18 protein-coding genes and 4 pseudogenes are annotated in these 24,439 nt (G+C 41.0%); 15 read left to right on the forward strand and 7 right to left on the reverse strand.

Annotated elements, in window-relative coordinates:
• From DW182_RS00875 to DW182_RS00885, 3 genes are all read left to right on the forward strand, one after another.
• Positions 1-1,452, forward strand: coding sequence for a RagB/SusD family nutrient uptake outer membrane protein (locus DW182_RS00875; RefSeq protein WP_118294349.1), 1,452 nt, complete (start codon positions 1-3; stop codon positions 1,450-1,452).
• A gap of 16 nt (positions 1,453-1,468) precedes the next feature.
• Positions 1,469-2,632 (forward strand): metallophosphoesterase, encoded by a 1,164-nt coding sequence (locus tag DW182_RS00880; RefSeq protein WP_118294350.1) that lies wholly within the window; start codon positions 1,469-1,471, stop codon positions 2,630-2,632.
• A gap of 97 nt (positions 2,633-2,729) precedes the next feature.
• Positions 2,730-3,227, forward strand: coding sequence for a DMP19 family protein (locus DW182_RS00885; RefSeq protein ID WP_007664151.1), 498 nt, complete (start codon positions 2,730-2,732; stop codon positions 3,225-3,227).
• A gap of 18 nt (positions 3,228-3,245) precedes the next feature.
• Here DW182_RS00885 and DW182_RS00890 read toward each other — a convergent pair whose 3' ends face one another.
• A complete protein-coding gene (locus tag DW182_RS00890; protein WP_147400093.1) occupies positions 3,246-3,848 on the reverse strand; it encodes a hypothetical protein in 603 nt (200 codons plus the stop codon).
• An 849-nt stretch (positions 3,849-4,697) separates the two neighbouring features.
• Here DW182_RS00890 and DW182_RS00895 point away from each other — a divergent pair.
• The 4 genes from DW182_RS00895 to metH all read left to right on the forward strand — a co-directional run bounded on the left by DW182_RS00895 (position 4,698) and on the right by metH (position 9,345).
• Positions 4,698-5,459 carry a hypothetical protein gene (locus DW182_RS00895; RefSeq protein WP_182427893.1) on the forward strand — a complete coding sequence of 254 codons (762 nt, stop codon included), beginning with the start codon at positions 4,698-4,700 and terminating at the stop codon, positions 5,457-5,459.
• A 33-nt stretch (positions 5,460-5,492) separates the two neighbouring features.
• Positions 5,493-6,038 carry a Yip1 family protein gene (locus tag DW182_RS00900; RefSeq protein ID WP_118294528.1) on the forward strand — a complete coding sequence of 182 codons (546 nt, stop codon included), beginning with the start codon at positions 5,493-5,495 and terminating at the stop codon, positions 6,036-6,038.
• An 11-nt stretch (positions 6,039-6,049) separates the two neighbouring features.
• Positions 6,050-6,502 carry an SsrA-binding protein gene (gene smpB / locus DW182_RS00905; RefSeq protein WP_007664142.1) on the forward strand — a complete coding sequence of 151 codons (453 nt, stop codon included), beginning with the start codon at positions 6,050-6,052 and terminating at the stop codon, positions 6,500-6,502.
• A 92-nt stretch (positions 6,503-6,594) separates the two neighbouring features.
• Complete coding sequence (metH, locus tag DW182_RS00910; protein WP_118294353.1) at positions 6,595-9,345, forward strand: methionine synthase; 2,751 nt, start codon at positions 6,595-6,597, stop codon at positions 9,343-9,345.
• 77 nt (positions 9,346-9,422) lie between these two features.
• Here metH and DW182_RS00915 read toward each other — a convergent pair whose 3' ends face one another.
• Both DW182_RS00915 and udk read right to left on the reverse strand, forming a co-directional pair.
• Positions 9,423-10,730: a transporter substrate-binding domain-containing protein gene (locus DW182_RS00915; RefSeq protein ID WP_007664138.1), complete on the reverse strand. Its 1,308-nt coding sequence runs from the start codon at positions 10,728-10,730 to the stop codon at positions 9,423-9,425.
• A 116-nt stretch (positions 10,731-10,846) separates the two neighbouring features.
• Positions 10,847-11,452 carry a uridine kinase gene (udk, locus tag DW182_RS00920; RefSeq protein ID WP_007664137.1) on the reverse strand — a complete coding sequence of 202 codons (606 nt, stop codon included), beginning with the start codon at positions 11,450-11,452 and terminating at the stop codon, positions 10,847-10,849.
• A gap of 100 nt (positions 11,453-11,552) precedes the next feature.
• Between udk and DW182_RS00925 the strand changes: the two genes are divergently transcribed.
• The 4 genes from DW182_RS00925 (at position 11,553) to DW182_RS00940 (ending at position 15,483) form a co-directional block, all read left to right on the forward strand.
• Entirely contained in the window at positions 11,553-11,861 is a 309-nt protein-coding gene (locus DW182_RS00925) for a Dabb family protein (protein WP_118294354.1), read from the forward strand.
• A 44-nt stretch (positions 11,862-11,905) separates the two neighbouring features.
• Positions 11,906-13,963, forward strand: a complete 2,058-nt coding sequence (locus DW182_RS00930; RefSeq protein WP_118294355.1) for a cytochrome c biogenesis protein CcdA — start codon at positions 11,906-11,908, stop codon at positions 13,961-13,963.
• 58 nt (positions 13,964-14,021) lie between these two features.
• Positions 14,022-14,681 carry a chloramphenicol acetyltransferase gene (locus DW182_RS00935; protein ID WP_118294356.1) on the forward strand — a complete coding sequence of 220 codons (660 nt, stop codon included), beginning with the start codon at positions 14,022-14,024 and terminating at the stop codon, positions 14,679-14,681.
• A gap of 142 nt (positions 14,682-14,823) precedes the next feature.
• On the forward strand, positions 14,824-15,483 hold the full coding sequence (locus DW182_RS00940) for a DUF2490 domain-containing protein (RefSeq protein ID WP_118294357.1): 660 nt from the start codon (positions 14,824-14,826) through the stop codon (positions 15,481-15,483).
• A gap of 786 nt (positions 15,484-16,269) precedes the next feature.
• Here DW182_RS00940 and DW182_RS00945 read toward each other — a convergent pair.
• From DW182_RS00945 to DW182_RS00955, 3 pseudogenes are all read right to left on the reverse strand, one after another.
• Positions 16,270-17,446, reverse strand: a pseudogene (locus DW182_RS00945) (DUF418 domain-containing protein).
• Positions 17,447-17,465: 19 nt separating this feature from the next.
• Positions 17,466-17,624, reverse strand: a pseudogene (locus DW182_RS00950) (acyltransferase); the annotation flags it as partial.
• Between the two features lie 33 nt (positions 17,625-17,657).
• Positions 17,658-17,753 (reverse strand): annotated as a pseudogene (locus DW182_RS00955) (helix-turn-helix domain-containing protein); the annotation flags it as partial.
• Positions 17,754-18,043: 290 nt separating this feature from the next.
• Between DW182_RS00955 and DW182_RS00960 the strand changes: the two are divergent.
• Positions 18,044-18,679, forward strand: coding sequence for an RNA polymerase sigma factor (locus tag DW182_RS00960; RefSeq protein ID WP_118294358.1), 636 nt, complete (start codon positions 18,044-18,046; stop codon positions 18,677-18,679).
• On the forward strand, positions 18,661-19,668 hold the full coding sequence (locus DW182_RS00965; protein WP_118294359.1) for a FecR family protein: 1,008 nt from the start codon (positions 18,661-18,663) through the stop codon (positions 19,666-19,668). Before DW182_RS00960 ends, DW182_RS00965 begins: the two co-directional genes overlap by 19 nt.
• A 62-nt stretch (positions 19,669-19,730) precedes the next feature.
• Here the strand turns inward: DW182_RS00965 and DW182_RS00970 are convergent, their stop codons facing one another.
• On the reverse strand, positions 19,731-20,006 hold the full coding sequence (locus DW182_RS00970) for a helix-turn-helix domain-containing protein (RefSeq protein WP_118294529.1): 276 nt from the start codon (positions 20,004-20,006) through the stop codon (positions 19,731-19,733).
• 263 nt (positions 20,007-20,269) lie between these two features.
• On the opposite strand from DW182_RS00970, the pseudogene DW182_RS00975 reads away from it, so the two are divergent.
• Positions 20,270-20,557: pseudogene (locus DW182_RS00975) on the forward strand (DUF1016 N-terminal domain-containing protein); the annotation flags it as partial.
• A 563-nt stretch (positions 20,558-21,120) separates the two neighbouring features.
• Complete coding sequence (locus DW182_RS00980; RefSeq protein WP_118294360.1) at positions 21,121-24,429, forward strand: TonB-dependent receptor; 3,309 nt, start codon at positions 21,121-21,123, stop codon at positions 24,427-24,429.
• Positions 24,430-24,439 lie beyond the last annotated feature (10 nt).

The raw sequence follows: 24,439 nt of genomic DNA on the forward strand, positions 1-24,439 counted from the left end.
ATGAAGCTATTAAAATATTTATTTATCAGTTCTGTATTGTTCTTCGTAAGTTCTTGCGGAAACGATTGGTTGGATCTGGATCCTTCCACTTCGATAGATACTGAAACCAGTATTAAGATATTGTCGGATGTTGAGTTTACCTTGAATGGTATTTATAGCACGATGCAAAGCTCGGATGCCTACTCCGGCCGGCTGGTATATTATGGAGACGTGACGGGAGATGATATGCAGGCGGTTAGTTCTACCAAACGTGTGGCCGACTATTATCGTTTCAATTTTACAAAAGATAATGGCCCCACTTCTCACTGGTCTTATCTTTATTCTATCATTCAGAATTGTAATCTGATTCTGATGAACATTGACAAACTTGTCATTGATGAAGAAGATACCGAATACAGAGATGACCTGAAAGGCGAAGCTTTGGCAATCCGTGGGCTGGCCTTATTCGACTTGACCCGTATCTTCGGCTATCCCTATACCAAAGATAACGGAGCATCATTGGGGGTGCCCATTGTGGAAGGATTGTCCACTATTGAAAGTAAACCCTCCCGAAACACCGTAGCTCAGTGCTATACGAAGGTGATTTCCGATCTTACCGAAAGCATTGGTTTGCTGAGCGGTGATTTTAATAAGGGTAAAATTAATAAATGGGGAGCAATGGCATTACTCAGCCGCGTATATCTCTACAAGAATGATAACACTAATGCACTGAAAATGGCGAAAGATGCCATTAAGGGAGCGGAAAAAGAAGGCTATGCCTTGTGGACCAATGAAGAATATCCCACAGCATGGAGTAATGATGCGTCTGCCTCCAATCCGGGTGAAGTCTTGTTCGAAATCGTGAACCTTACTACTGATAGCCCGGGTAAGGAGAGTATGGGCTATCTGAATTCTAAGGATGGTTATGATGACATGTGCATCACTTGTTCCTTCTATCAGTTCCTGAAGAAAGATCCTAAAGATATACGTCTTAAATTGTTGAGTTTCGATAAGAAATATTATGCTTATGTCTTTAAGTATCAACCGCAGCAGAGTGAAAGTATCACGGATGCCAATATTCCGCTTATTCGTCTGTCCGAAGTTTATCTGATTGCGGCTGAGGCAGCTGTCAAGTTGGGCGATAATGCCACAGCGATTGAGTATCTCGATCCGATTGTGAAGCGCGCTAATCCGGAAAACACAGTAGTGGGACAGACCATTACTCTGGAAAGAGTGCTGGATGAACGCCGTAAAGAACTGGTTGCCGAAGGACACCGCATGTATGACGCTATCAGAAATGGATTGACAGTAGAGCGTAAGGATGTAAAAGACAGCAATCTGAGTAAAACCAAACATGATACGAAGTATATGACCTATGACTGGAATTTCTATATGATTGTACTTCCTGTTCCCAAGAAGGAAATGGATGCCAATCCTAATATGGAACAGAATCCTGGATATGGTGGAAGATAATTTTAATAAATGATATATGATGAGTAAAACAAGTTTCACGAAGTACTTTCTTATCGCATTTACTCTAATGTTCATCAGTTCCGGCCTTAGTGCCGGAACTTTTGGTTCAGACGGTAATAAGAAGAAAGATAAAGAGAAAAAAGAAGAGTTATCGGCTGACGGACCGTATGTGCTTTATCAGCCTGATGGTAAAACGCGTGTCATCAGTGTCGATAAGAAAGGGAAAATTACCGATACGACTTATGTTGCACTACCTGAAGATTTTATCTTGCATGTGGTAGATCATAAGGGGCGGTTTCCGTTTGATGTGAGATTGCATCCGGTGAAACGTCCCGATTGGAAATATCGGCAACCGGAAAAAGTGTTTGTTATGTCCGACCCGCATGGTAAGTTGGATTGTGTTATTAGTTTGTTGCAGGGTAATGGGATTATTGATAAAAACTACAATTGGAGCTTTGGTAATAATCATCTGATGGTTATCGGTGATATTTTCGATCGTGGAAAAGATGTACCGCAAATATTCTGGCTGTTTTATAAGTTAGAAGATGAGGCTGCAAAAGCAGGTGGAACTGTTTCTTTCCTGTTAGGGAACCATGAGCCGCTGGTGCTGGCTAATGACTTACGCTATACGAAAGATAAATATAAAGTGCTGGCACAGAAATTGAATATGAATTACCCTGAACTTTTTGGACCCGATACTGAATTGGGTAAATGGTTAGGTACCCGTAATACGATGCAGATTATAGGTCGTGATCTTTATGTTCATGCCGGGTTAGGCAAGAATTTTTATGATCGTAATCTAAGTATCCCTACCGTGAACGAAGAAATGAGTAAAGCCCTTTTCATGAATAAGAAAGAACGCAGGGTTCTTTCTCCATTGATCGCATTTCTGTATGGTAACGACGGTCCCATCTGGTATCGTGGACTTGTGCGTACAGATGCCAAGTATCATCCAATGGCGCAGGACAGCCTACAAATGGTGATGGAACGCTATAAAGTCAAACACATTATCGTAGGGCATACCATCTTCAAGGATATTTCTACTTTCTATGATGGCAAGGTTATCGGTGTCAATGTAGACAATAAAGAAAATCAGAAGAAGAAACGGGGCCGTGCATTGCTGATTGATAAGAATACTTACTTCGTTGTGGGTGATAAAGGCATTCTGCGGAAATTGTAGGAACACTTTTCATTGTTTTTAGTCTTCTTGTTATACCTTTATCTTTTAATTCCATATCTTTGTCGTAATAATTAGAAAAAGACATAATAAGAAGACTATGATAGAAATTACTGATGCCGCCTTGCGCAAAGCAGCAGGCGAGGGAATGGATACTTTTATTCAGGTATTTACCGACAGATATAAAGAAGTGATAGGTGGTGAGCTGACCGCTGAGTCCATGCCGTTGCTGACAGGTGAGCAGCACACTTTGCTTGCTTACCAGATATTCCGTGATGAAGTAATGGATGGCGGTTTCTGCCAGTTGATACAGAATGGGTATGGGGGGTATATTTTTGCCAATCCGTTTGCTAAAGTGATGCGTCTGTGGGGAGCAGAAGATTTCGGTAAACTGGTATATAGAGCCAAAAAGATTTATGATGCCCATCGTGAAGATTTGGAACGGGAGCGTACAGATGATGAATTCATGGCTATGTACGAGCAATATGAAGCTTTCGATGAACTGGAAGAAGAATTCTTGGAAAAAGAGGAAGGCATAACAGCTTTGATAGCCGGTTATGTAGATGAGCATTTGGAATTGTTTGCTAAAATCGTCTGATAAGGGCGATTTTTATCCCTAAAAATGAATGCAAAAACCCAATGCGGGTTGTGTCTGAAGCATTCCGTTGGGTAAAGCAATTTGGATGTTCGAACTACTGAGTGAGAATTCTATTGCTTGTTTAGCTCGCTTTTTATTGATATTGGCAAGAACGAATAGTGGAATGCTGGCTACTGTTATACCCACACTGGTGTAAAATACCGCTTTCCATGATTGGGTGTTTTTGTAGAGAGAATCATCAAAAGCTCCGCCCATCAAGCCTGTTGTCATTCCGGCAAGCCCTATGCCCAATGCTGTACATGCGCCAATTCTGAACAGTCTGTGTTTTCTCCATAATTGTGGGTCAAGTTCTGTGCCGAGTGCAGTTGCAATAGCTTTTTGTCTGTTTTTAACGGCAAATACAAAAAGAGGAATACTGCTTACGGTCAGTCCGGCTCCTGCACAGATAACGATGCCGAAGCCTTCTCCGTCTCCACCGGACTCATAGCCGGAAACTACGGCACCGACGAATCCTACAACCATTGTAGGAACACCTATTCCGAGTGTTGTCCAGCCACAGGCTTTTAATCTCTTATGCTTTTTCCAATATCTGGTTTGTTTATACTTATCTTGTGAAACCATTTTATTTTTTGCAACATAAGTTGTTGTAGTACTTGATGAGATATAGTTCTTCATAGATAAAGAATCCATATTTACTGCTCTGGAAGATATTGTGAGAAACAACAATATGAGACAGAAAACGTACCGTGCCGGATACGAAGAATCGTTTCCACCTTTTTTTATTTCCGGTGTAGCAGTCCTTTTATGGGAGATGATGTGAAATTTAGAATGGACCATAATCTTAAGTATGAGTTTGATATGAATAAACCTCTTGACAGAGGTCACCATGAGTCAACGGAAACAAAGTTACTGAAATTTATTATTTGGAAGATAAGTTTTGCAGAAAAGATATTCTTCTGCTAAAGAGTCTATACATTAAAACCTGAAGATAAATTTCCTTTCCTTTAGTCCTTTTTGTGAGCATCCTTAGTTCTTAATGTGTATATCCTTAGGAGTAAATGTGGTTGGGCTTTATGTAAAACTTCGTCCCGCAACTGCAGGCTGTCTGGTTTCTATCTGCAGGCTGTCTGTCCCGCAGTTGGAAACCGGACAGTCTGCAATTGGAAACCAAAGATTAAAATATGGCATAGTAACAAAAAGAATAAGGCAAAGTAATATTTAGCCTTAATCTCGTTGCTATTAGTCTGTGGCTGAGAGGATGTTCGCCACAAGCAATTGTTTTAGTTATTGCACTTTTCTCTCTTCGGTACTCTGCTTTTTGTAAATTGATGTTAAATAAGGAGTGGAATGTGCAGTATTTAGATTAATATTTCATTTACTCTTAAAAACAATGAAAAAATGGAGAGAGTGCGGTGTTACTCGATTCTTTTATCTAAATTTGCAAACTCTAATATTTATAGAACAATGAAAATGGCTAAGTTTAAAATCTGGATGGTTGCCCTGACCTTAATAATGGGTGTTTCGTTTACTTCTTGCATGGATAGTGACCCGACAGTGACGGATATAACATTAGGACAAGTGACAGAAATATTTCCAAGTACTGTTATTACTGCTCCTTATGGCATTAAATTTACTGCAGTAAATTCTTTAGTAGATAAGAATTTAACTTATGGTGATTATGTACAATTCCAATACTCATATAATTCAGATGAACAACAGGTAGATCAAAATACGAAGAATATTAATGTGACGATTCCTTATATCGAAGTTATAAAGACTGGAAATGTAATAGTAGGCAATAGTAAAGGAGAAGAAGAGGAAAATGCTACTATCCTTCAGATAGGATATGGTTCTCAAAATGCATCTCAGGCTCAGTTTATGTATTATGATAAGAACACTTTGGTTGTTCCTATATATTTCTTGGCAAAGAAAGAAAAAGATAGTCATTCTTGTTCTTTATACTGTAATGTCGAAGAAATCAAAGATACAGATACAGAGTTGAAATTCTATTTACGTCATTATTCTCAAGAGGAAGAAGTGGCAGAGCAAACAGGATATAATAGAATTTATAGGATAACAGAAGCTTTGTCTGCTTTTAAAGGTATAACGAAAAAACTTCCTACAAAAGTTACTATCTATGCAAATGAGACGACTGATTTCAAAACAGATGATTTAGATAAGGCTAAATCTGAGTTGACTCCTTATTCTGTAGAATACCCATATAAAGATTAATAATTGGATTATAAAGCATTATTCCATATAGCAATGTTACTGATTTCCTCTCCGGCCAAGGCCTGGGAGGAAATTCGTTTGGAGGAGGATAGGCGAAAAGTATTTACTGCTTTTGTCTATCCTATGATTGGTTTATGCGGATTGTCCGTCTTTATCGGCTCTTTGTTGGCGAAGGGTTGGGGCGGTCCCGAAAGTTTTCAATATGCCATGACGCAATGTTGCGCGGTGGCAGTATCCCTCTTTGGAGGGTATTTTCTGGCGGCGTATCTCATAAATGGGATGCGCGTTAAAATGTTTATGATGGACAGTGACATACCCTTGACGCAACAGTTTGCGGGCTATGCGCTGGTTGTTCTTTTCTTGCTCCAGATTATTATCGGCATATTGCCGGACTTTAATATCATCGGATTGCTGTTGCAGTTCTATATTGTGTATGTGGTGTGGGAGGGGGCTTCCACGTTGATGGAAGTAGAAGAAAAAGACCGGTTACGGTTTACAATCATTTCTTCCATCCTACTCATTGCCTGTCCTATGCTCATTCAGTTTATATTCAACAAGCTGACGATGGTGCTTAATTAACGTTTGAAATCATGAAACAAGCTCCTGTTAATATAAAAAATAAGCGCGCTACATTCGATTACGAATTGGTAGACACTTATACCGCGGGTATTGTGCTCACGGGTACGGAAATTAAATCGATCCGCATGGGTAAAGCAAGCCTTGTGGATACCTTCTGCTACTTTGCCAATGGCGAGCTGTGGGTGAAGAATATGCATATTTCTGAATATTTCTACGGTTCGTACAATAACCATTCAGCACGCAGGGAGCGTAAACTCTTACTTACCAAAAAAGAACTTGATAAACTGGCGCGTGGAGCGAAAGATCCCGGTTTTACAATGGTTCCTGTTCGTATGTTTATTAATGAAAAAGGACTTGCCAAAGTGGTGGTAGCCCTTGCCAAAGGTAAAAAGCAATACGACAAGCGCGAAGCGTTGAAAGAGAAAGATGACAAACGCGATATGGCGCGGATGTTTAAGAGATGATTGTTTAACGTGGTAATGTGATAACGTGATAATGTGATAGAGTAATATCACTTTACCACTTTATCACATTACCATTCTATCACTAAATACAAATGGTTTCTATTGAAAAGTTGGTGCGTGAGCGCATCCTTATTTTAGACGGTGCTATGGGCACCATGATACAACGGTACAACTTAACAGAGGAAGATTTCAGGGGAGAACGTTTTGCCGGTATCCCCGGGCAGATGAAAGGAAACAATGACCTGCTTTGTCTGACGCGCCCTGATGTGATACAGGATATACACCGTAAATATCTCATGGCAGGTGCCGATATCATTGAAACCAATACGTTTAGCTCTACCAGTGTCAGTATGGCCGATTATCATGTGCAGGAGTATGTACGTGAGATGAATCTGGCTGCCGTTAGACTGGCACGTGAAGTAGCTGATGAATTTTCCACACCTGATAAACCACGTTTTGTAGCCGGTTCCATCGGACCTACCAATAAGACTTGTTCCATGAGTCCCGATGTGAATAATCCGGCTATGCGTGCGCTGACTTACGATGAACTTGCCGATGCCTATCGGGAACAGATGGAAGCCTTGCTGGAAGGTGGAGTAGATGCTCTGCTGATAGAAACCATCTTCGATACATTGAACGCCAAAGCAGCTATCTTTGCCGCCGAAAAGGCGATGGAGGCTACAGGTATTCAAGTTCCTGTTATGCTGTCCGTTACTGTATCTGATACAGGTGGACGCACTCTGTCGGGACAGACTTTGGAGGCTTTTCTTGCCTCCGTTCAGCATGCCAATATCTTTTCGGTAGGTTTGAACTGTTCCTTTGGTGCTCGTCAGTTGAAACCTTTCCTGGAACAGCTTGCTGCCCGTGCTCCTTATTATATCAGTGCATACCCCAACGCGGGATTGCCCAACAGCCTGGGGCAATACGACCAGACGCCTGCCGATATGGCGCATGAAGTGAAAGAATATATCCAAGAAGGGCTGATAAACATCATTGGCGGTTGCTGTGGTACGACCGATGCGTACATTGCCGAATATCCTGCCCTGATAGCCGGTGCTGCTCCCCATGTTCCTGCTCCGAAACCCGAAAGTCTTTGGCTTTCCGGCTTGGAATTGCTGGAGGTGACTCCTGAGAAGAACTTTATCAATGTGGGAGAACGCTGCAATGTGGCCGGTTCCCGCAAGTTCCTGCGTCTGGTTAATGAAAAGAAATACGATGAAGCCCTCAGCATTGCCCGTCAGCAAGTAGAAGACGGGGCGCAGATTATCGACGTAAATATGGACGACGGTCTGCTGGATGCACAGGCTGAAATGATTACTTTCCTCAATCTGATTGCTTCCGAGCCGGAGATTGCCCGTGTTCCTGTGATGATTGACTCTTCCAAATGGGATGTAATTGTTGCCGGATTGAAGTGTTTGCAAGGAAAGTCCATTGTGAATTCAATCTCTCTGAAAGAGGGAGAGGAAAAGTTTCTGGAACATGCCCGTACAATCAGGCAATATGGTGCAGCTACTGTAGTAATGGCTTTTGATGAAAAAGGACAGGCGGATACGTACGAACGTAAGATTGAAGTGTGTGCACGTGCTTATCAGCTTTTGGTTGAGAAAGTGGGATTCAATCCTCATGATATAATTTTTGACCCCAACGTCCTTGCTGTGGCTACGGGTATGGACGAACATAATAATTATGCTGTAGACTTCATCCGGGCTACCGGTTGGATACGTAAGAACTTGCCGGGTGCGCATGTCAGTGGTGGCGTCAGCAATTTGTCATTCTCTTTCCGTGGCAACAATTATATCCGTGAAGCCATGCATGCGGTGTTCCTTTATCATGCCATCCGTGAAGGAATGGACATGGGGATCGTAAATCCGGCTACGGCTGTGCTTTATACTGATATTCCTGCCGATATACTGGAACGCATAGAGGATGTGGTTTTAAACCGTCGTCCCGATGCTGCCGAGCGTCTGATAGAAACTGCTGAACAACTGAAAGCTGCTGCCGAACAACAGAAAGGTAATGCCACTGATAAACAAGTTGCCCCTCTTTCATGGCGTAATGGAACAAGTGTGGAAGAACGCTTGAAACATGCTTTGACGAAAGGAATTGGTGACTATCTGGAGGAAGACTTGGCAGAAGCCCTGAAGCTCTATCCGAAAGCAGTGGATATCATCGAAGGTCCCTTAATGGCAGGTATGAACTATGTAGGTGAGCTCTTTGGTGCCGGAAAAATGTTTTTGCCCCAGGTGGTGAAAACTGCTCGTACCATGAAGAAAGCCGTTGCCATTCTTCAGCCTGTAATTGAAGCGGAAAAACAGGAAGGCTCCGCTTCTGCCGGAAAAGTCCTGCTTGCCACGGTGAAAGGTGATGTGCATGATATAGGTAAGAATATTGTTTCCGTGGTCATGGCCTGCAATGGTTATGAGATCATAGACCTTGGTGTGATGGTACCTGCTGAAACGATTGTTCAGCGTGCCTTGGAAGAAAAGGTGGATATGATTGGACTTAGTGGTCTGATAACTCCATCATTGGAAGAAATGGTACACGTGGCTATGGAATTGGAAAAGGCAGGTGCCGATATTCCTTTATTAATAGGTGGCGCCACTACTTCCCGACTGCATACAGCATTGAAAATAGCTCCCGTCTATCATGCTCCTGTGGTTCATCTGAAAGATGCCTCGCAGAATGCAACAGTAGCTGCCCGCTTGATGAATCCGAAAGCCAAAGAAGAATTAAAAGAAAAATTAAGTTCAGAATATCAGCAGTTGCGTGAAAAGAACGCTGCGCAAGCACCAAAGACAGTTTCGTTGGAGGAGGCGCAGAAGAATAAGCTGAATTTGTTTTAATGAAAAGGAAGATTAAGGTAGTAGAGTGATAAGGTGATAGATCTGCCATCCTATCGCTTTATCACCTTACCACCCTATCACTCTTTTATTTTCTTCTTATATGTCTCATACCTCCCCATAATATCCCTCACAAAGTTATATGTCTCTATTCCACGGAAGTATCCGTTTTTGCAGACAGGGTCGGTGAAGTATTCTTCATTACTTTTTAATAAAATGAAGTTCTCTACATTATCTTTCCAGACATATTTGTTCTTTCCATATTTTTCAGCCAGTGCCATTGCATCCAGCACATGCCCGATACCCGAATTGTAGGAAGCAAGTACAAAGTTGAGCCGTTCCTCTCTCGGTACTGAAGAGAAACTCTTACTGGTAGCATTGATATATTTTACGGCAGCTTTCACACTCTCTTCCGGGTTCTGTTCTTTTCCTTCAGGGATTCCCATGGCGCGCGCTGTGGCAGGCATCAGTTGCATTAGTCCTTTGGCTCCGGCCCATGAAACGGCTGTTGTATCAAAGTTGGACTCTGTATAGGCCAGAGAGGCAAGCAACCGCCAATCCCAGTCTATTTCCGAAGCATACTTTTTGAACAATTCGTCGAAGTGTGAAATCTTTCCCTCACGAAGAGAAAGGATAGAAGTGTGTGGAGTCGCTTTGCTGATCTCAAAATATCTTTTCATACTGGCAGTGTAGGCGGGAGAAGTCATATTCTCTTCATGCCATTTATTAGCGGCGGCTGCCAGTTCCGGACTATCCTTGCGCACTGCCCAGGAAGCCCTTTGGTCGAAACTGATGGATAATTTAATATTCAGATTGGGGTAATACGTTGTGTTAAGCTTGGCTACGTCATTATCGGCTACCGTATAAGGAATCTTTCCCTGGGATACTTGTGTGATGAGATCTTCTACTGAAATGCTGTCATTAGTCACTTTGTGGATATGGATGCCGCCACCGAGTTCTTTATCCAGATTTACCAAACGGTCGTAATATTTTCCGGGCTTTACATATACATCCTTGCCTATCAGTTCCGTTACATCCGTCAGCGGTTTTGTTTTCCCGCCTGCGCGTTGCACAATAACTTGGTGTGTGATTACTTCTTCACCGCAATAGATCAGACTGTCTTTTAATTCCTTCGTGATGGGGACATTATAGGCAATGATGTCTCCTTCGCCTGCCAGTAACTTGTTTATAAGTCCCTGTACATTCCTTGCCACCACTACGCGCAGTTTTACCCCGAGACTTTTGGCAAACTGTTCACTCAACTCGTACTGGAACCCCATTTCCTGGCCACGATAGTTGAAGTAAGAAGTAGAACTGTATAGCGTCAGTACAACGAGTTCACCGCTATCTTTTATCTGTTGCAAATCGCCCACAGCTTCATCGGGCATGGAACCATGCCGTTTATTTCCGCACCCCGACAGGCAGCACAGACATAGCAAGAATATTAAGATACTTCTATTCATTCAAATATATAAATAACTGAGACGCCTCAGTTGTTCATTTTTCAGAGATGCTTCTTAATATACATCGTCAGAATATCGATTGCCACCTGATTGTTTCCCCCTTCGGGTATGATCAGGTCTGCATATCGTTTGCACGGTTCGATGAATTGCAGGTGCATAGGCTTTAAGATACGGGTATAACGTTCCATAACAGCTTCTGCCGTACGTCCGCGCTCCACTACATCCCGTTGTATGACACGAATCAGACGTTCGTCCGGATCAGCATCCACAAAGATCTTAAGGTCCATCATGCTACGCAGTTTCTTGTCGCACAGGGCAAGAATCCCTTCAATAATCACTACTTCCCGCGGTTCGATATGAATCGTTTCGGGCTCTCGTGTACAGGTAAGATACGAGTAGGTAGGTTGTTCAATGCTTTTCCCTTCACGCAGCATGGCTACGTGTTTGGATAAAAGCCCCCAATCGAAGGCATCCGGGTGGTCAAAGTTGATGTTCTGTCGTTCTTCTACAGGTACATGGCTACTGTCCTTATAGTAAGAGTCTTGCGGTAACAGTACCACTTCACCTGCCGGCAGGCTTTCAATGATTTTACGTACGACGGTGGTTTTTCCCGAGCCAGTTCCGCCTGCAATTCCTATTATTAACATCCGTTTAAGTGTATATTTAAAACAAAACGAGTATTTTTGCGGTTAATATTAATCGCTTCGGTTGACAAATATATAGATAAATCATTAAAATTGCAAAGTTATGGTCAAACACATTGTATTATTTAAATTAAAAGACGAAGCTCCGGCTGACAAAAAGCTGACAGCAATGAAAGAATTCAAGGCCGCTATCGAGGCTTTACCAGCTAAAATATCTGTTATACGTAAGATAGAAGTTGGACTCAATATGAATCCCGGTGAAACTTGGAGCATTGCCCTCTACAGCGAATTTGATACGTTGGACGACGTGAAATTCTATGCTACTCATCCTGAGCATGTGGCAGCAGGCAAGCTGATTGCTGATGTAAAGGAGAATCGCGCTTGTGTTGACTACGAAACAATTGACAGTTGACAATTCGTAATTTGTAATTCGTAACTCGTAATTAAAATCATTGTATGAAGAAAATATTATCCATTTGTCTGTTGCTGATTGCTGTCGTGGCACAAGCGCAGATACAGGAGCCCGTCAAGTTTAAGTCGGAACTGAAGACGCTTGCAGCAGGAGAGGCGGAAATTGTATTTACCGCTACTATCGATAAGGGGTGGCATGTATATTCTACTGACCTGGGCGACGGTGGCCCTATCTCGGCTACCTTCAATGTAGAGAAGATATCCGGTGCTACAGTTGTAGGAAAGTTGCAGCCGAAAGGAAAAGAAATAGCTTCTTATGATAAGTTGTTCGAGATGAACGTACGCTATTTTGAGTCTACGGCACAATTTGTTCAGAAACTAAAGCTCACAGGAGGAGATTATAAGATAGAAGGTTTTCTGGAATACGGTGCTTGTAATGATGAGAACTGTTTGCCTCCTACGCAGGTAGAGTTTAATTTCTCAGGTAAGGCAGAAGCCGCTAAAGGTACAGCAGCTGCAACTCCGGCTGAAAAGGTAACAGCTCCGGCAGAGGAAACGAAACCGGAAACTCAGCCTGTTTCCCAAACTGAAACACCTGCTGATGCAGCTTCCACCGGTATAATAGGTGGTGCAGATGATCCGACGGATATAAATGTGGCGGGCAACATTGATTTGTGGAAACCTGTCATCAATGATCTGCAATCATACGGTGAAACCACTTCACAGGAAGATATGTCATGGTTCTATATCTTTATCACCGGATTCCTCGGTGGACTGCTGGCATTGTTTACTCCTTGTGTGTGGCCTATTATCCCTATGACGGTAAGTTTCTTCCTGAAACGTTCCAAAGATAAAAAGAAAGGTATTCGTGATGCCTGGACGTATGGCGCTTCCATTGTGGTGATTTACGTAACTTTAGGTTTGGCCATTACGTTGATCTTCGGTGCCAGTGCATTGAATGCACTTTCCACGAATGCCGTGTTCAATATCCTTTTCTGTCTGATGCTGGTTGTGTTTGCAGCTTCTTTCTTCGGAGCTTTCGAACTGACGCTGCCCTCTAAATGGAGCAACGCAGTAGATAGTAAGGCAGAAGCAACAAGCGGTTTGCTCAGTATCTTCCTGATGGCATTTACGCTTTCACTGGTGTCTTTCTCTTGTACAGGTCCTATTATCGGTTTCTTGCTGGTACAGGTATCTACAACGGGTAGCGTGGTAGCTCCGGCTATCGGTATGCTCGGGTTTGCTATTGCTTTGGCATTGCCGTTCACACTGTTCGCCTTGTTCCCGTCCTGGCTGAAGTCTATGCCGAAATCAGGCGGTTGGATGAATGTCATTAAGGTTACTCTCGGTTTCCTGGAACTGGCTTTCGCTCTGAAGTTCCTCTCTGTAGCCGACCTGGCTTATGGCTGGCGCATCCTCGACCGCGAAACGTTCCTGGCATTGTGGATTGTTCTGTTTGCTTTACTGGGCTTCTACCTGTTGGGCAAGATCAAGTTCCCACACGATGATGACGATACGAAAGTGGGAGTGGGCCGCTTCTTTATGGCACTTTTCTCGCTGGCATTTGCCGTGTATATGGTTCCCGGTTTGTGGGGTGCTCCGTTGAAGGCAGTCAGTGCTTTTGCACCGCCTATGCAGACTCAGGACTTCAACCTCTATAATAATGAAGTGCATGCCAAGTTCGATGATTACGATCTGGGTATGGAATATGCCCGTCAGCATGGCAAACCTGTAATGCTCGACTTCACCGGTTATGGCTGTGTAAACTGCCGTAAGATGGAGCTTGCCGTATGGACAGACTCTAAGGTAAGTGACATTATCAACAACGACTACGTACTTATTACACTTTATGTAGATAATAAAACCCCGTTGACCTCACCTGTTAAAGTGACAGAAAACGGACGAGAACGTACATTGCGTACAGTAGGCGATAAGTGGAGTTATCTCCAACGCGTTAAATTCGGTGCCAATGCACAGCCCTTCTATGTGCTGATAGATAATGAAGGTCGCCCTTTGAATAAATCTTATTCGTATGACGAGGACATTCCTAAGTATATCGAGTTCTTGCAAACAGGATTGGAAAACTATAAGAAAGGAAAATAAACGAACGAATGCCCGGCTGATATATGCGACCGGGCATTTTTCATTAATCAATAACTTTATGAGACATATTGTAGACATCGAGACCTGGGAGCGCCGGGACAATTACAATTTCTTCCGGGGCTTTGTAAATTCTTGGTATTCCATTACCACAGAGATTGATTGTACCGAAGCCAGTGTCGCAGCGAGAGCTTCGGGCCATTCCTTTTTTCTCTATTATCTGTATGCCGTAGTGCGTTCGGCGAATGAAGTTCCGGAACTTCGTTATCGTACCGACAAGAACGGACAAGTTATTTTTCATGATGAAGTGGATATCATTTCTCCGATAGCTGTTCCCGGAAAGACTTTTTATACGGTTCGGATTCCTTACCACGAAGATTTCAAACGCTTTTATGCCGAAGCGTATGAGTTGATAACCAATATCCCCGAAGATGGCAATCCTTATGGTGCCGAAGAGGAGTTGGCAAAACAGGGAGATTATGATGTAGTGCATTTAAGCGCTGTCCCCAAGATGTATTTCACTGCTACTACTTATACGCTGGCCGAAGCCGGTAATGGTTGCAGTTACCCTTTGATGACTTCCGGTAAAGCGGTAACCCGTGAGGGACGTCTGGTATTTCCTTTATCCATTTATGTAAATCATGCCTTTGTAGATGGTTCGCATCTGGCATCATTCTTTCAAAAGATAGAAGAACACCTGAAACGGATTTCACAGGAATAATTGTCATTGTCTGTGTGTTATCTGGAACTTTGTAAGTTTAGAATTTGATAATATTACATTCGTATTACAGATTTATTACAGAATCTTTCTTTAGCTTTGTATTTTCTAAGAAAATAAGTTGAAGTAAACCTTTGAGAATGATATGCTAAAGAAATATTCTGTATTGCGGGGATTTGTCGTTTTGTGTGTAGGACTGCTTGTCTTCAGTCTGCCTTCTTTGCAGGCACAGGACAGTGATTTCGTGACCTGGAACAAGATGAAAGCCCGGCACGATATATCCTCCAGAGTGGAACTTTACGGAGATGTCGAGATGCGTACTCGTGACGCATTGGATGAGATAGACCGTTGGGGCTTCGGCGTAGGTACTTCCGTTCTTCTTCTTCCGTTTCTAAAAGCTGAGGGCGGTTACGAATACCACTACCGCAACCGTGGTGAAGACGGCTGGAAATCCCGGCATCGTTATCATGCAGGTGTCTCTTTCACTCTCAAAAAACGACAATGGACGTTCACCCTACGCGAACGTTTTCAGCATACTTTCGACGGACGCGGAGCGGATGAATTCCGTCTCCGCACCCGCCTGAAAGCTACTTATAAGGTAACTACATGGTCACCGTATGTCTCTTTAGAGCAATATCATGGTCTGGGTAAAGATGAATGGTTTCATGCCTCCCGCTTCCGTGCCCGCGGTGGAGTGGAAGCTAAACTGTCGTCCTCCTGGTCGGCAGATGTTTTCTATTGCTACCAGCACGAGAGTGATCTGGACAGGCATATTCTGGGGTGGGAGTTGATTTATCGATTCTGATTCGTATTCTTTCTTTTTACTTATTTATTTGTAGGTATGCGATGTGTTCATTATATTTATATGTTCATTGTTTGTGAACAGGGTTTATTAGTGAACAAAAGATGCTACTGAAATGGAAAAAGAACTGATTCATGAAGTTGAAAATAAACTTGTTGAAATCGTAGGTCGAAGCAATGTTTATGTAAAAGCAAGTCCGATTCCGGAATTTGACTGGATAATCTCTTAATAAAAGAGCTGTTAGAAAAACTTAGCCGATATTTCGAAAAAGAGAAGCTTCCTTTTTATGTGATAGGGGCAACAGCTCGTGACATCATTATGCAGAAGCTGTTGCAACAGAGATCTGCCAGGCATACGCAAGATTTGGATATTGCTATAGCTATATCCAATTGGCAAAAGTTTGAGGAAATCTCAAACGGTATTACGCAGATAGATGGTTTTGAGAAGTCTTTGAGTCAAAAGTAACGCTTTTATTATAAGAAAGTATATGAGATAGATATTATCCCATTTGGCGAAGTTGCAAAAGAAGATAAGTGCATTTATTGGCCGCTTGAAGAAGAAAACCGCCTTATTGAGCATCTGATGAAGCAGAATATAGCTGTTTCTTATGAGAAAGTTTATAGGGTAATATCTCAGATATCGTCAATTTTGTGTGAGGCAATTTAAAAACGATCTTTTCCCATATTACTACTCTTGTCATAAGTAGAAATCTTTCATATTAAAGCCTTCTGGCGGCTACGAACTTCGTTTTTGCACTCACCAGAAGGCTATTTATAGGCTAACTACAGCTTATTTATTTGTCCCCATCCAAGTCCATTTATGCCAGATATGCTCCAATGGACCTTGTTTCTGTTTGCTCAACCACCATTTACAGAATTTTACTTGCAACAGGAACATGCAAAGTCCGATTAGCAGACTGAGCGTATATCCACAATAAGGAGCCAGATACAGACCGATAGGGAAGTAAATCAGTGCTCCCATTATGGATTGGGATATATAGTTCGTAAGACTCATTTTTCCATAGGATCTCAGGCTGCTGACAGCTTTACTGAACTTTTTCACGTTGGTAAAGCAATACGAATGAAGCTACCAGTACGAAAGTAAAAGCTAACTTTTGCCACATATCGAACGCAGTTCCGGCTGTTTGCTGTATGATTGTACTGTTCTGCATAATCAACTCTTTCAGAGTATAGAGAGGAGCAAAAGAGATTGCGGAGATAATCAGTATCTTTATCCAGAAATGGAGATTCTTTTCCGTCGTAACGAAAAGTTGCTTTCTACCGATGTAGAAGCCTAAGAGGAATAATCCGGCTGTTTGGAAGAAACGTCCTGCATTTACTGCCCACAGTAAGCTGGCTTTCTGTCCTAAAGTAACGTTTCCCCAGATGAAATCCCAAAAGTTGCCGGCTTGGGTGTACTCTGCCACTTCCGCATACATTTCGCCTACTTTCAGGTCCGGTAACTGATGTGCAGAATTGATCAGATTGGCTATGTAATGATACCATTCAACTGGCTGTAACAAGAAGATAATGGAAGTGATGAGAATAGCTTTATCACTCCAATTCCGGGTAAAGAACAGGACAAGCCCAACAATGACAAATAGCAATAATACATCTCCTGCAGGAAAGAAAGCAGCGTTTAATGTTGCAAATGCAGCCAACAGAACTAAACGCCATAGGAACCGATAGCCGAAGTCCTTGCCTTGTTTCTTCTGATTATTGCTCTGAATGTAAAATGTAAATCCGAACAGGAGAGCAAAGATTGCGTAAGATTTTCCTGCAAATAGGGTAAAAACACCACTTAATACTCCCTGGTCCAATATATTTAGCCAGGTTGGGGAATCTGTGGGATAAACGGGAAAAATGAAATGTTCAAGACTGTGAACCAAAAGGATAGCCATTACGGCAAAGCCTCGTAGGGCATCTACTATCTCGATACGAGGATTCTTGTTGCTTAGTTGTTCCATGAATTATTTATTTAGTAATGTTTCCTAAGGCGACGGCGATAAATAAGGTCAGCCAGTGCAGGGGATAAATACGTGCGATGCGTGCTACCCTAAAAGCCCGTTTGGTTATCTTGTTTTCACTGGATTTTTTCTGATAATTGTAAGCTATGATAAAACCGCTTTTATCATAAAAAAGAGATTTACATGTACTAATTATGTAAGTCTCATGATATAAAATTCTGTAAAATGTAACTACATTTGGGACAGTAATTCCTTTCTCTATTCGTGAGATATAGGATTTATTTGTTCCGATACGTTTGGCAAGTTCTCCTGATGGGGGCTTTCCCATCTCCTCATCCATAAAAATTCAACTTTATCTTCTATAGGATAGTTTAAGTTCATATTATTATATCTCCTTTCAATAATACAAAGATATATGGAATAAATGATTAAATGAAAGGGTTACGGAAAAAAGCGGCGAAAGATTTGAAAAAAGTTGCTCGATTTTTTTCAGAAATAATGGCGTAAATTCATCGGCTGTGCAGTGATTTTTTGGCTAAATAGAAATAATCCCAAAATAAACATTTATATTTGGCGTATCTTTAAAGTAACCGACTAATGCCATTATCTACACCTCAGATATCCGAACTTAATGATGAAGCACTCTTCGCCTTAATAGAAAAAGGGGATGAGCGGGCTTTTACCCAAGCCTATGACAGATATCATAAATTATTGTATGTATTGGCATATCGTTATTTAATGAATGCTAACATGGCGGAAGATGTTGTGCAGCACGTCTTTAGTCGTTTATGGGAATTCCGTACCGAATTACGTGTGGGAATCAGTCTAAAGAATTATCTGTTTACAATGACCAAAAATCATGTGTTGAACTTGATTCGCAATGAAAATAGTGCAATTACCAAGAACTATGAAATGGCACAATCCGCTCCTGTGTATGAAGACAACTTGATAGAAAATCTGGAAAAGAAGGAACTAATGTCAAATTTTTATAAGGCGGTAGACATGCTTCCGGTGCAAAAGCGGGAAATCTGCCTGATGAAAGTCAGAGAAGAACTGACGAATCAAGAGATCGCCGAACGGATGAAATTATCTGTCAATACAGTAAAGACGCATTACTCCGAAGCCTTGAAACTGTTACGCGTTCATTTGCGTAAGATGCTAATAATTGTTACAGCCCTCACCTTGTTGAGGCATTTAAGTGTCTATTTAATCACATGGATACAAAGAATATGAATAAGCCTACAGAACAACAAATACAGGAAGTATTGGCAGGAATAGCAACTTCTGAAGATGCTCAAATCGTGGCAAAATGGTTTGCTACAGATGAGGGAACCGCCTATTTGTCTAAGAGCATGGATCTTGATGCGGAACAGATCAAGCAGGGTTATGAAGAACTCTACGTCAATCACGCAATTCCTTCGGAAGAGATGTTCGCACGTATTTTCCGCAATATTCGTCGGAAGCGTATCCGCCGGATAGCTTTCCGCGTGGCTGCCGTTGTCATACCTTTTGTCGTGTTGATGGGGCTGTTTGTCCAGGTGAATACCCGGGTGGATTTATTCGGTGATTCCGGTTACGAAGAAATATATGTGCCTAAAGGAGAACGCATTCAGATGATGTTTCAGGATGGTACGCGGGCATATATCAATTCCGATTCCCGTCTGAGGTATCCTAAGAAATTTGCATTGTTCAGCCGTGAAGTTTATCTGGAAGGAGAAGCGTATTTTGTTGTTTCAAAAAATTCCCGCCGTCCTTTCATTGTCAATCTTGATGGACCGGCTATCCATGTATTGGGAACTTCTTTTGATGTCCAGGCTTATCCGGAGAATAAGGATATAACTGTTTGCCTGGATGAAGGCCATGTCAATCTGGCCCTTCCTTCCGATAAGAAATATCCGTTGCAGCCCGGCGAAAAACTTGTATATAATAAGGAGAGTGAACATTGCACAATCATTCGGAATACAGATGCCCACCTTTCTTCGTTATGGAAAAAGAATGTGATAGCTTTTAAAGACACCCCGTTGTCGGAAGTGATCAAAGTGCTGAACCGTTGGTATGATGTAGACTTCAAGATAGAGGATAAAGCTGCTTGGAATGTGTATTTTACGCTGACATCTGAGAACACGCTTCTTGAAAAGGTTTTGCGTGATTTGGAAAAAATCTCTCCGTTGCATTTTGAATATAAGGAAGCTGAAAAAACAGTGATAATCACGATGGAATAACTTGAAAGAGACTTACACATGTAAGCCTCTTTATGTAAAGTGCTAAGATGAGTCTCTTCTTTTTAGATTGCCGGAGTTAACTCAACAGGCAATCCTAACGCGTTTACTATTCTGTAAAATGTGGCTACACTTGGAACAGTAATTCCTTTCTCTATTCGTGAGATGTAAGATTTATTAGTTCCGATACGTTTGGCAAGTTCTTCTTGTGTTAACCGTGCATTTTTGCGAGCATCAAGTAATATTTGACTTGTATAGAAAGCGTATGCTTCTTCATCAAACTTAGCACGCTTTTCTGTGCCAGGTTTACCAAATTTCTTTTCAAGAACAGCACTGTAAATATATGCTCTTCAGAAACAATAGATACTATTGAAGTCTTAGATTTAGCTCCCGACCACACAGAGATAAGCGATATAAACTTTATTTGGGTCTGATTCATACTTTCGCCGAAAAACACATTCAACTTGTCAAATAAATCACTATGTTTGTAATGAGGCTTAGGATTGGGAATTACAACAATCTCTTTGAGAGATTTTTAAGGAAATAGAAAATTAAGAAGTTTTATTGCAAGAAAAAACAGCAAAGGAATATGGAAAATGACAATATACAAAACAATTTAAATTACTATGAACTCACCAATGCCGTTAAAGCGATTATAGGTGCTATTTTGCAAAGCCAGCAACGGGCATTAGGTGCGATAAACCAAGAGCAATTGGCGCTATACTATGGTATTGGTCGATTTGTTTCTGTAAATACTCGCAACAAGAATTTGGGAAAAGGATTTATTGAGGCCATCAGTGAACAACTACGTAAGGAGTTACCTGGATTAAGAGGTTTTTCAGCTGCAAGTCTGCGAAAGATGCGTACATTCTATGAGGAGTGGCGGCTGCTTTCGGATAGTTCGTTCGTTAAAACGAACAAATTACATACGGGAGCAAAATAAGAGAAAAGAGGTTACCAACGATTTTGGCCATTACCTTACTATATACGTATATTGAGTGTATTATTAATATCTTGATCATCCTATTTCAAAATATGGAAAATAATTCAAGACTATTCTATCGCGCAAGTTTTTATTTCATTTTATTCTCAAAGATAGCGATTTTTGCCGGTATCGGCAAGAAATAGCTTATTTGTCTTCTATGAACGAAGTCTCTTTATCAAATGGAACAGTTTACATTATCCTCAGATTTCTTGCACGAAACTACTGCTTATTATAATAAAAGTAGTAGATTTGTACAAATCATCATAGATGATTGGACAATTATACGCAGATACATAGAATACAAGATGACGAGCTACATTTAGAACCGCCAATGACGATTCTTTGCTTTTAAGGGGCTTTTTCCTGATTTATCGAAAAAAAATCTTTTTTCCCTCACCCGTTCCGAAATCTTGTGTGTCTACTTAGTATAAAGCGAATTTTTATACTAATGTTAATCTAAAAATTAAGTTATGAAACAAAAGATTTTACTTGTCCTTCTTTTAGGCTTTATGACTTGTTTAACGGTCTCTGCTCAGAAAGTGACTTTGCAATTTCGGCAAGTTAAGTTAACAAAAGTCTTTGATGCCATTACGCAGCAAACCGGACTGACTGTGGCATACAGTCGTCCTACCGTTAATCCGGACAAGATTGTTACCATTGAAGCGAAAGATGAAGAGCTATCGAATGTGTTTAGTAAATTATTTACAGGTCTGGATGTGGCTTTTGAAATTGGTGAGAAGAAAATCTATCTGAAAGAGAAGAAGACTTCGGACTCTTTACAGCAAACAGGGAAAACAAAAAGGATTTCAGGTACTGTTATTGATGAAAAAGGCGAACCTGTTATTGGTGCCAGTATTTTAGTGGATGAGACGTCTAATGGTACGATAACTAATATAGATGGTGAATATTCTTTGACAGGTGTTCCTGAGAATTCTACTCTTACTATTTCGTATGTAGGTTATAAGACTATTAAATTGAAAGCATCCGATAAAAATCTTTCCAATATAGTACTTCAGGAAGATAGTGAACTGATAGATGAAGTAGTGGTGGTTGGGTATGGTGTGCAAAGAAAAAGGGATGTAACAGGTGCCATGACCTCTGTAGATGCGGCGAAAATAGCTTCTGTACCTGTTACCTCTGCCTCCGAAGCTTTACAAGGACGTGCTTCCGGTGTATTGGTTTCTCAGGATAATTGGACACCGGGTACTTCTCCGTCAGTTTTAATTCGTGGTAAACGTTCAATCAATGCAAGTAATGAACCATTGTATGTGGTTGACGGTGTTCCCATAACAGGTGGGCTTCGTGAAATTAGCCCTTCGGATATTGCATCAATAGAGGTCTTGAAAGATGCGTCTGCTACAGCTATTTATGGTTCCAGAGGTGCTAATGGGGTTGTCTTAATTACGACAAAACAAGGAAAAGACGGAAAGACACAGGTTGACTATTCCGGATATTTTGGTGTTCAAACGATACAGAATAAACTGGATTTAATGGATGGTGCCCAATATGCTGAGTATGTGCGTGAAGCTTATCGTAATACAAATAGTTCGAATAAATATCCTACGGATCATCTGGACAAAGCAGCTGATATCGCAAATCCAATGTTTAAGCAAGATGCTTATGTACTTGAATCGTTGATGATGGCTTACGATGAAAATGGAAATTACGATCCGTCAAGAGTACGTTCTGACAATTGGTTTGATCATGTAACGCGCAATGGTATTATAACTGACCATCAGATTAGTGTAAATGGAGGAAACGCTAAAACAAACTTTTTGGCATCTGCCACTTATAATAAGAATGAAGGTATTATGAAGGACCAAAGCTATGAACGTTATTCCATACGTTTAAACTTAAATCATGAAATTAATAAATGGTTTAAGTTTGGTCTTCAAACACAATATTCACATTCTGTAAAAGAGCGTGGCAGTGGTATGGAAAGTGATGCTTATATGTACCGTATCAGTCCTTTGGGGGCGTTGCGCAATGAAGATGGCACTCCTACGCAATTGGTTGCTTCTGATGCTCAGATGTGGAATCCTTTAATGAACCTCGAAAAAGGAGCCGTATCTGCACCTGAAAAAGTTAGCCGATATTTGGGAAGTTATTATATTGAAGTAACTTTTCCGATACAAGGATTAAAATTTAAGAGTAACTTAGGTCTTGACGCTCGTACCAAACAGGATTATCAGTTCTATTCTTCAAACACTAGTACCCGTCAATTAGGTACTTCCTATGCTTATAATGGTATGAGTAAATATACGATGATGACACTTGAAAATATGCTATTCTATAACCGTGATTTTGGTAAGGATCATACTGTAGGCGTAACTCTGTTGCAATCTATTCAAGAGGATAAAACGGAATCGAATAATATTGGTGTGCAAGATATTACTTCTGATAAGTTACTATATAATGATTTAGCCTCTTCTTCCATTATAGATAATATCGGCAGTAATTTGACAAAATGGACAATGGCATCTTTTATGGGGCGTTTAAATTATAGTTATAAAGAAAGGTATCTTTTTACAGGTTCCTTACGCTATGACGGCTCTTCCCGTTTGGCAGAAGGCCATAAGTGGGTTGCTTTTCCATCTGTGGCTTTAGCATGGCGGGTTAGTGAAGAAGTTTTTATGAAGAGGCAGAATGTACTATCTAACTTGAAATTAAGAGCTGGTTGGGGAAAAACGGGAAATTCGGCTATAGATCCTTATATGACAAGAGGAGGGCTTAGTTTGTCTAAATATGTATGGGATAATGGTGCTTCTGAAGTTTTAGGGTATGCACCTAGTATTATGGCTAATAGTGAATTGACTTGGGAAACAACGAAACAATGGAATGTCGGCGTTGACTTCGTTTTTTTTAATAATAGATTGAGTGGGACTGTTGATTTGTATCTTCAACATACTTCTGATCTATTATTAGAACGTCAGATTCCGGTCGTTTCAGGCTTTGGAAGCGTTCTTTCCAATGTAGGAGAAACTAAGAACAAGGGTGTTGAAATATCTTTATCTACTTTAAATGTGAATACAAGAGCATTCCAATGGACTACAGATGTAATGTTCTACGCTAATAAAGAATCCATTGAATCTTTATATAATGGGAAAGTTGACGATGTGGGTAATAAGTGGTTCATTGGACATCCTATTAATGTACATTATGATTATGAAAAAATAGGAATATGGCAGAATACTTCGGAAGACCTGGCGGAAATGGCTGAATTCAATAAAAATGGTGCAAGCTTTAAACCGGGAGATATAAAAATATGGGATAATGGTGATAAAAAAATAACGGAAGTTGACCGAAAAATATTGGGAACTACCAGTCCGAAGTTCATTGCAAGTATGGTCAATAACATAGCCTATAAAGGTTTTGATTTTTCTATTTTTTTGTATGCCAGTGTAGGGGCCATGCTTGATAATAATATTGAATACTTAAATAAGCCGGGACGTGCCAACAGTATTATTATTGATTATTGGACTCCTGATAATCCGACTAATGCCTATCCGTGTCCAAGTGTTGATAATAATTCGCCAGCCTATGTGAAATCTCTTCAGTATGAAAAAGCAGATTTTCTTAGGGTGCGGAATATAACTTTAGGATATACTCTGCCGGAAAAATTATTAAAACGAGTACATGCCCGTAAAATACGTGTATACCTTTCAGCTAATAATCCTTTTATTATTACGGGATTTTCTGGAATTGATCCTGAAGGTGCAAGAGGATATACTGCGCCAAGTGCCTCGACATGGATGGGAGGTATAAACCTTTCTTTCTAAAATTAAATGG

The sequence above is a fragment of the Bacteroides sp. AM16-24 genome (assembly GCF_003471885.1).
Taxonomy (GTDB): domain Bacteria; phylum Bacteroidota; class Bacteroidia; order Bacteroidales; family Bacteroidaceae; genus Bacteroides.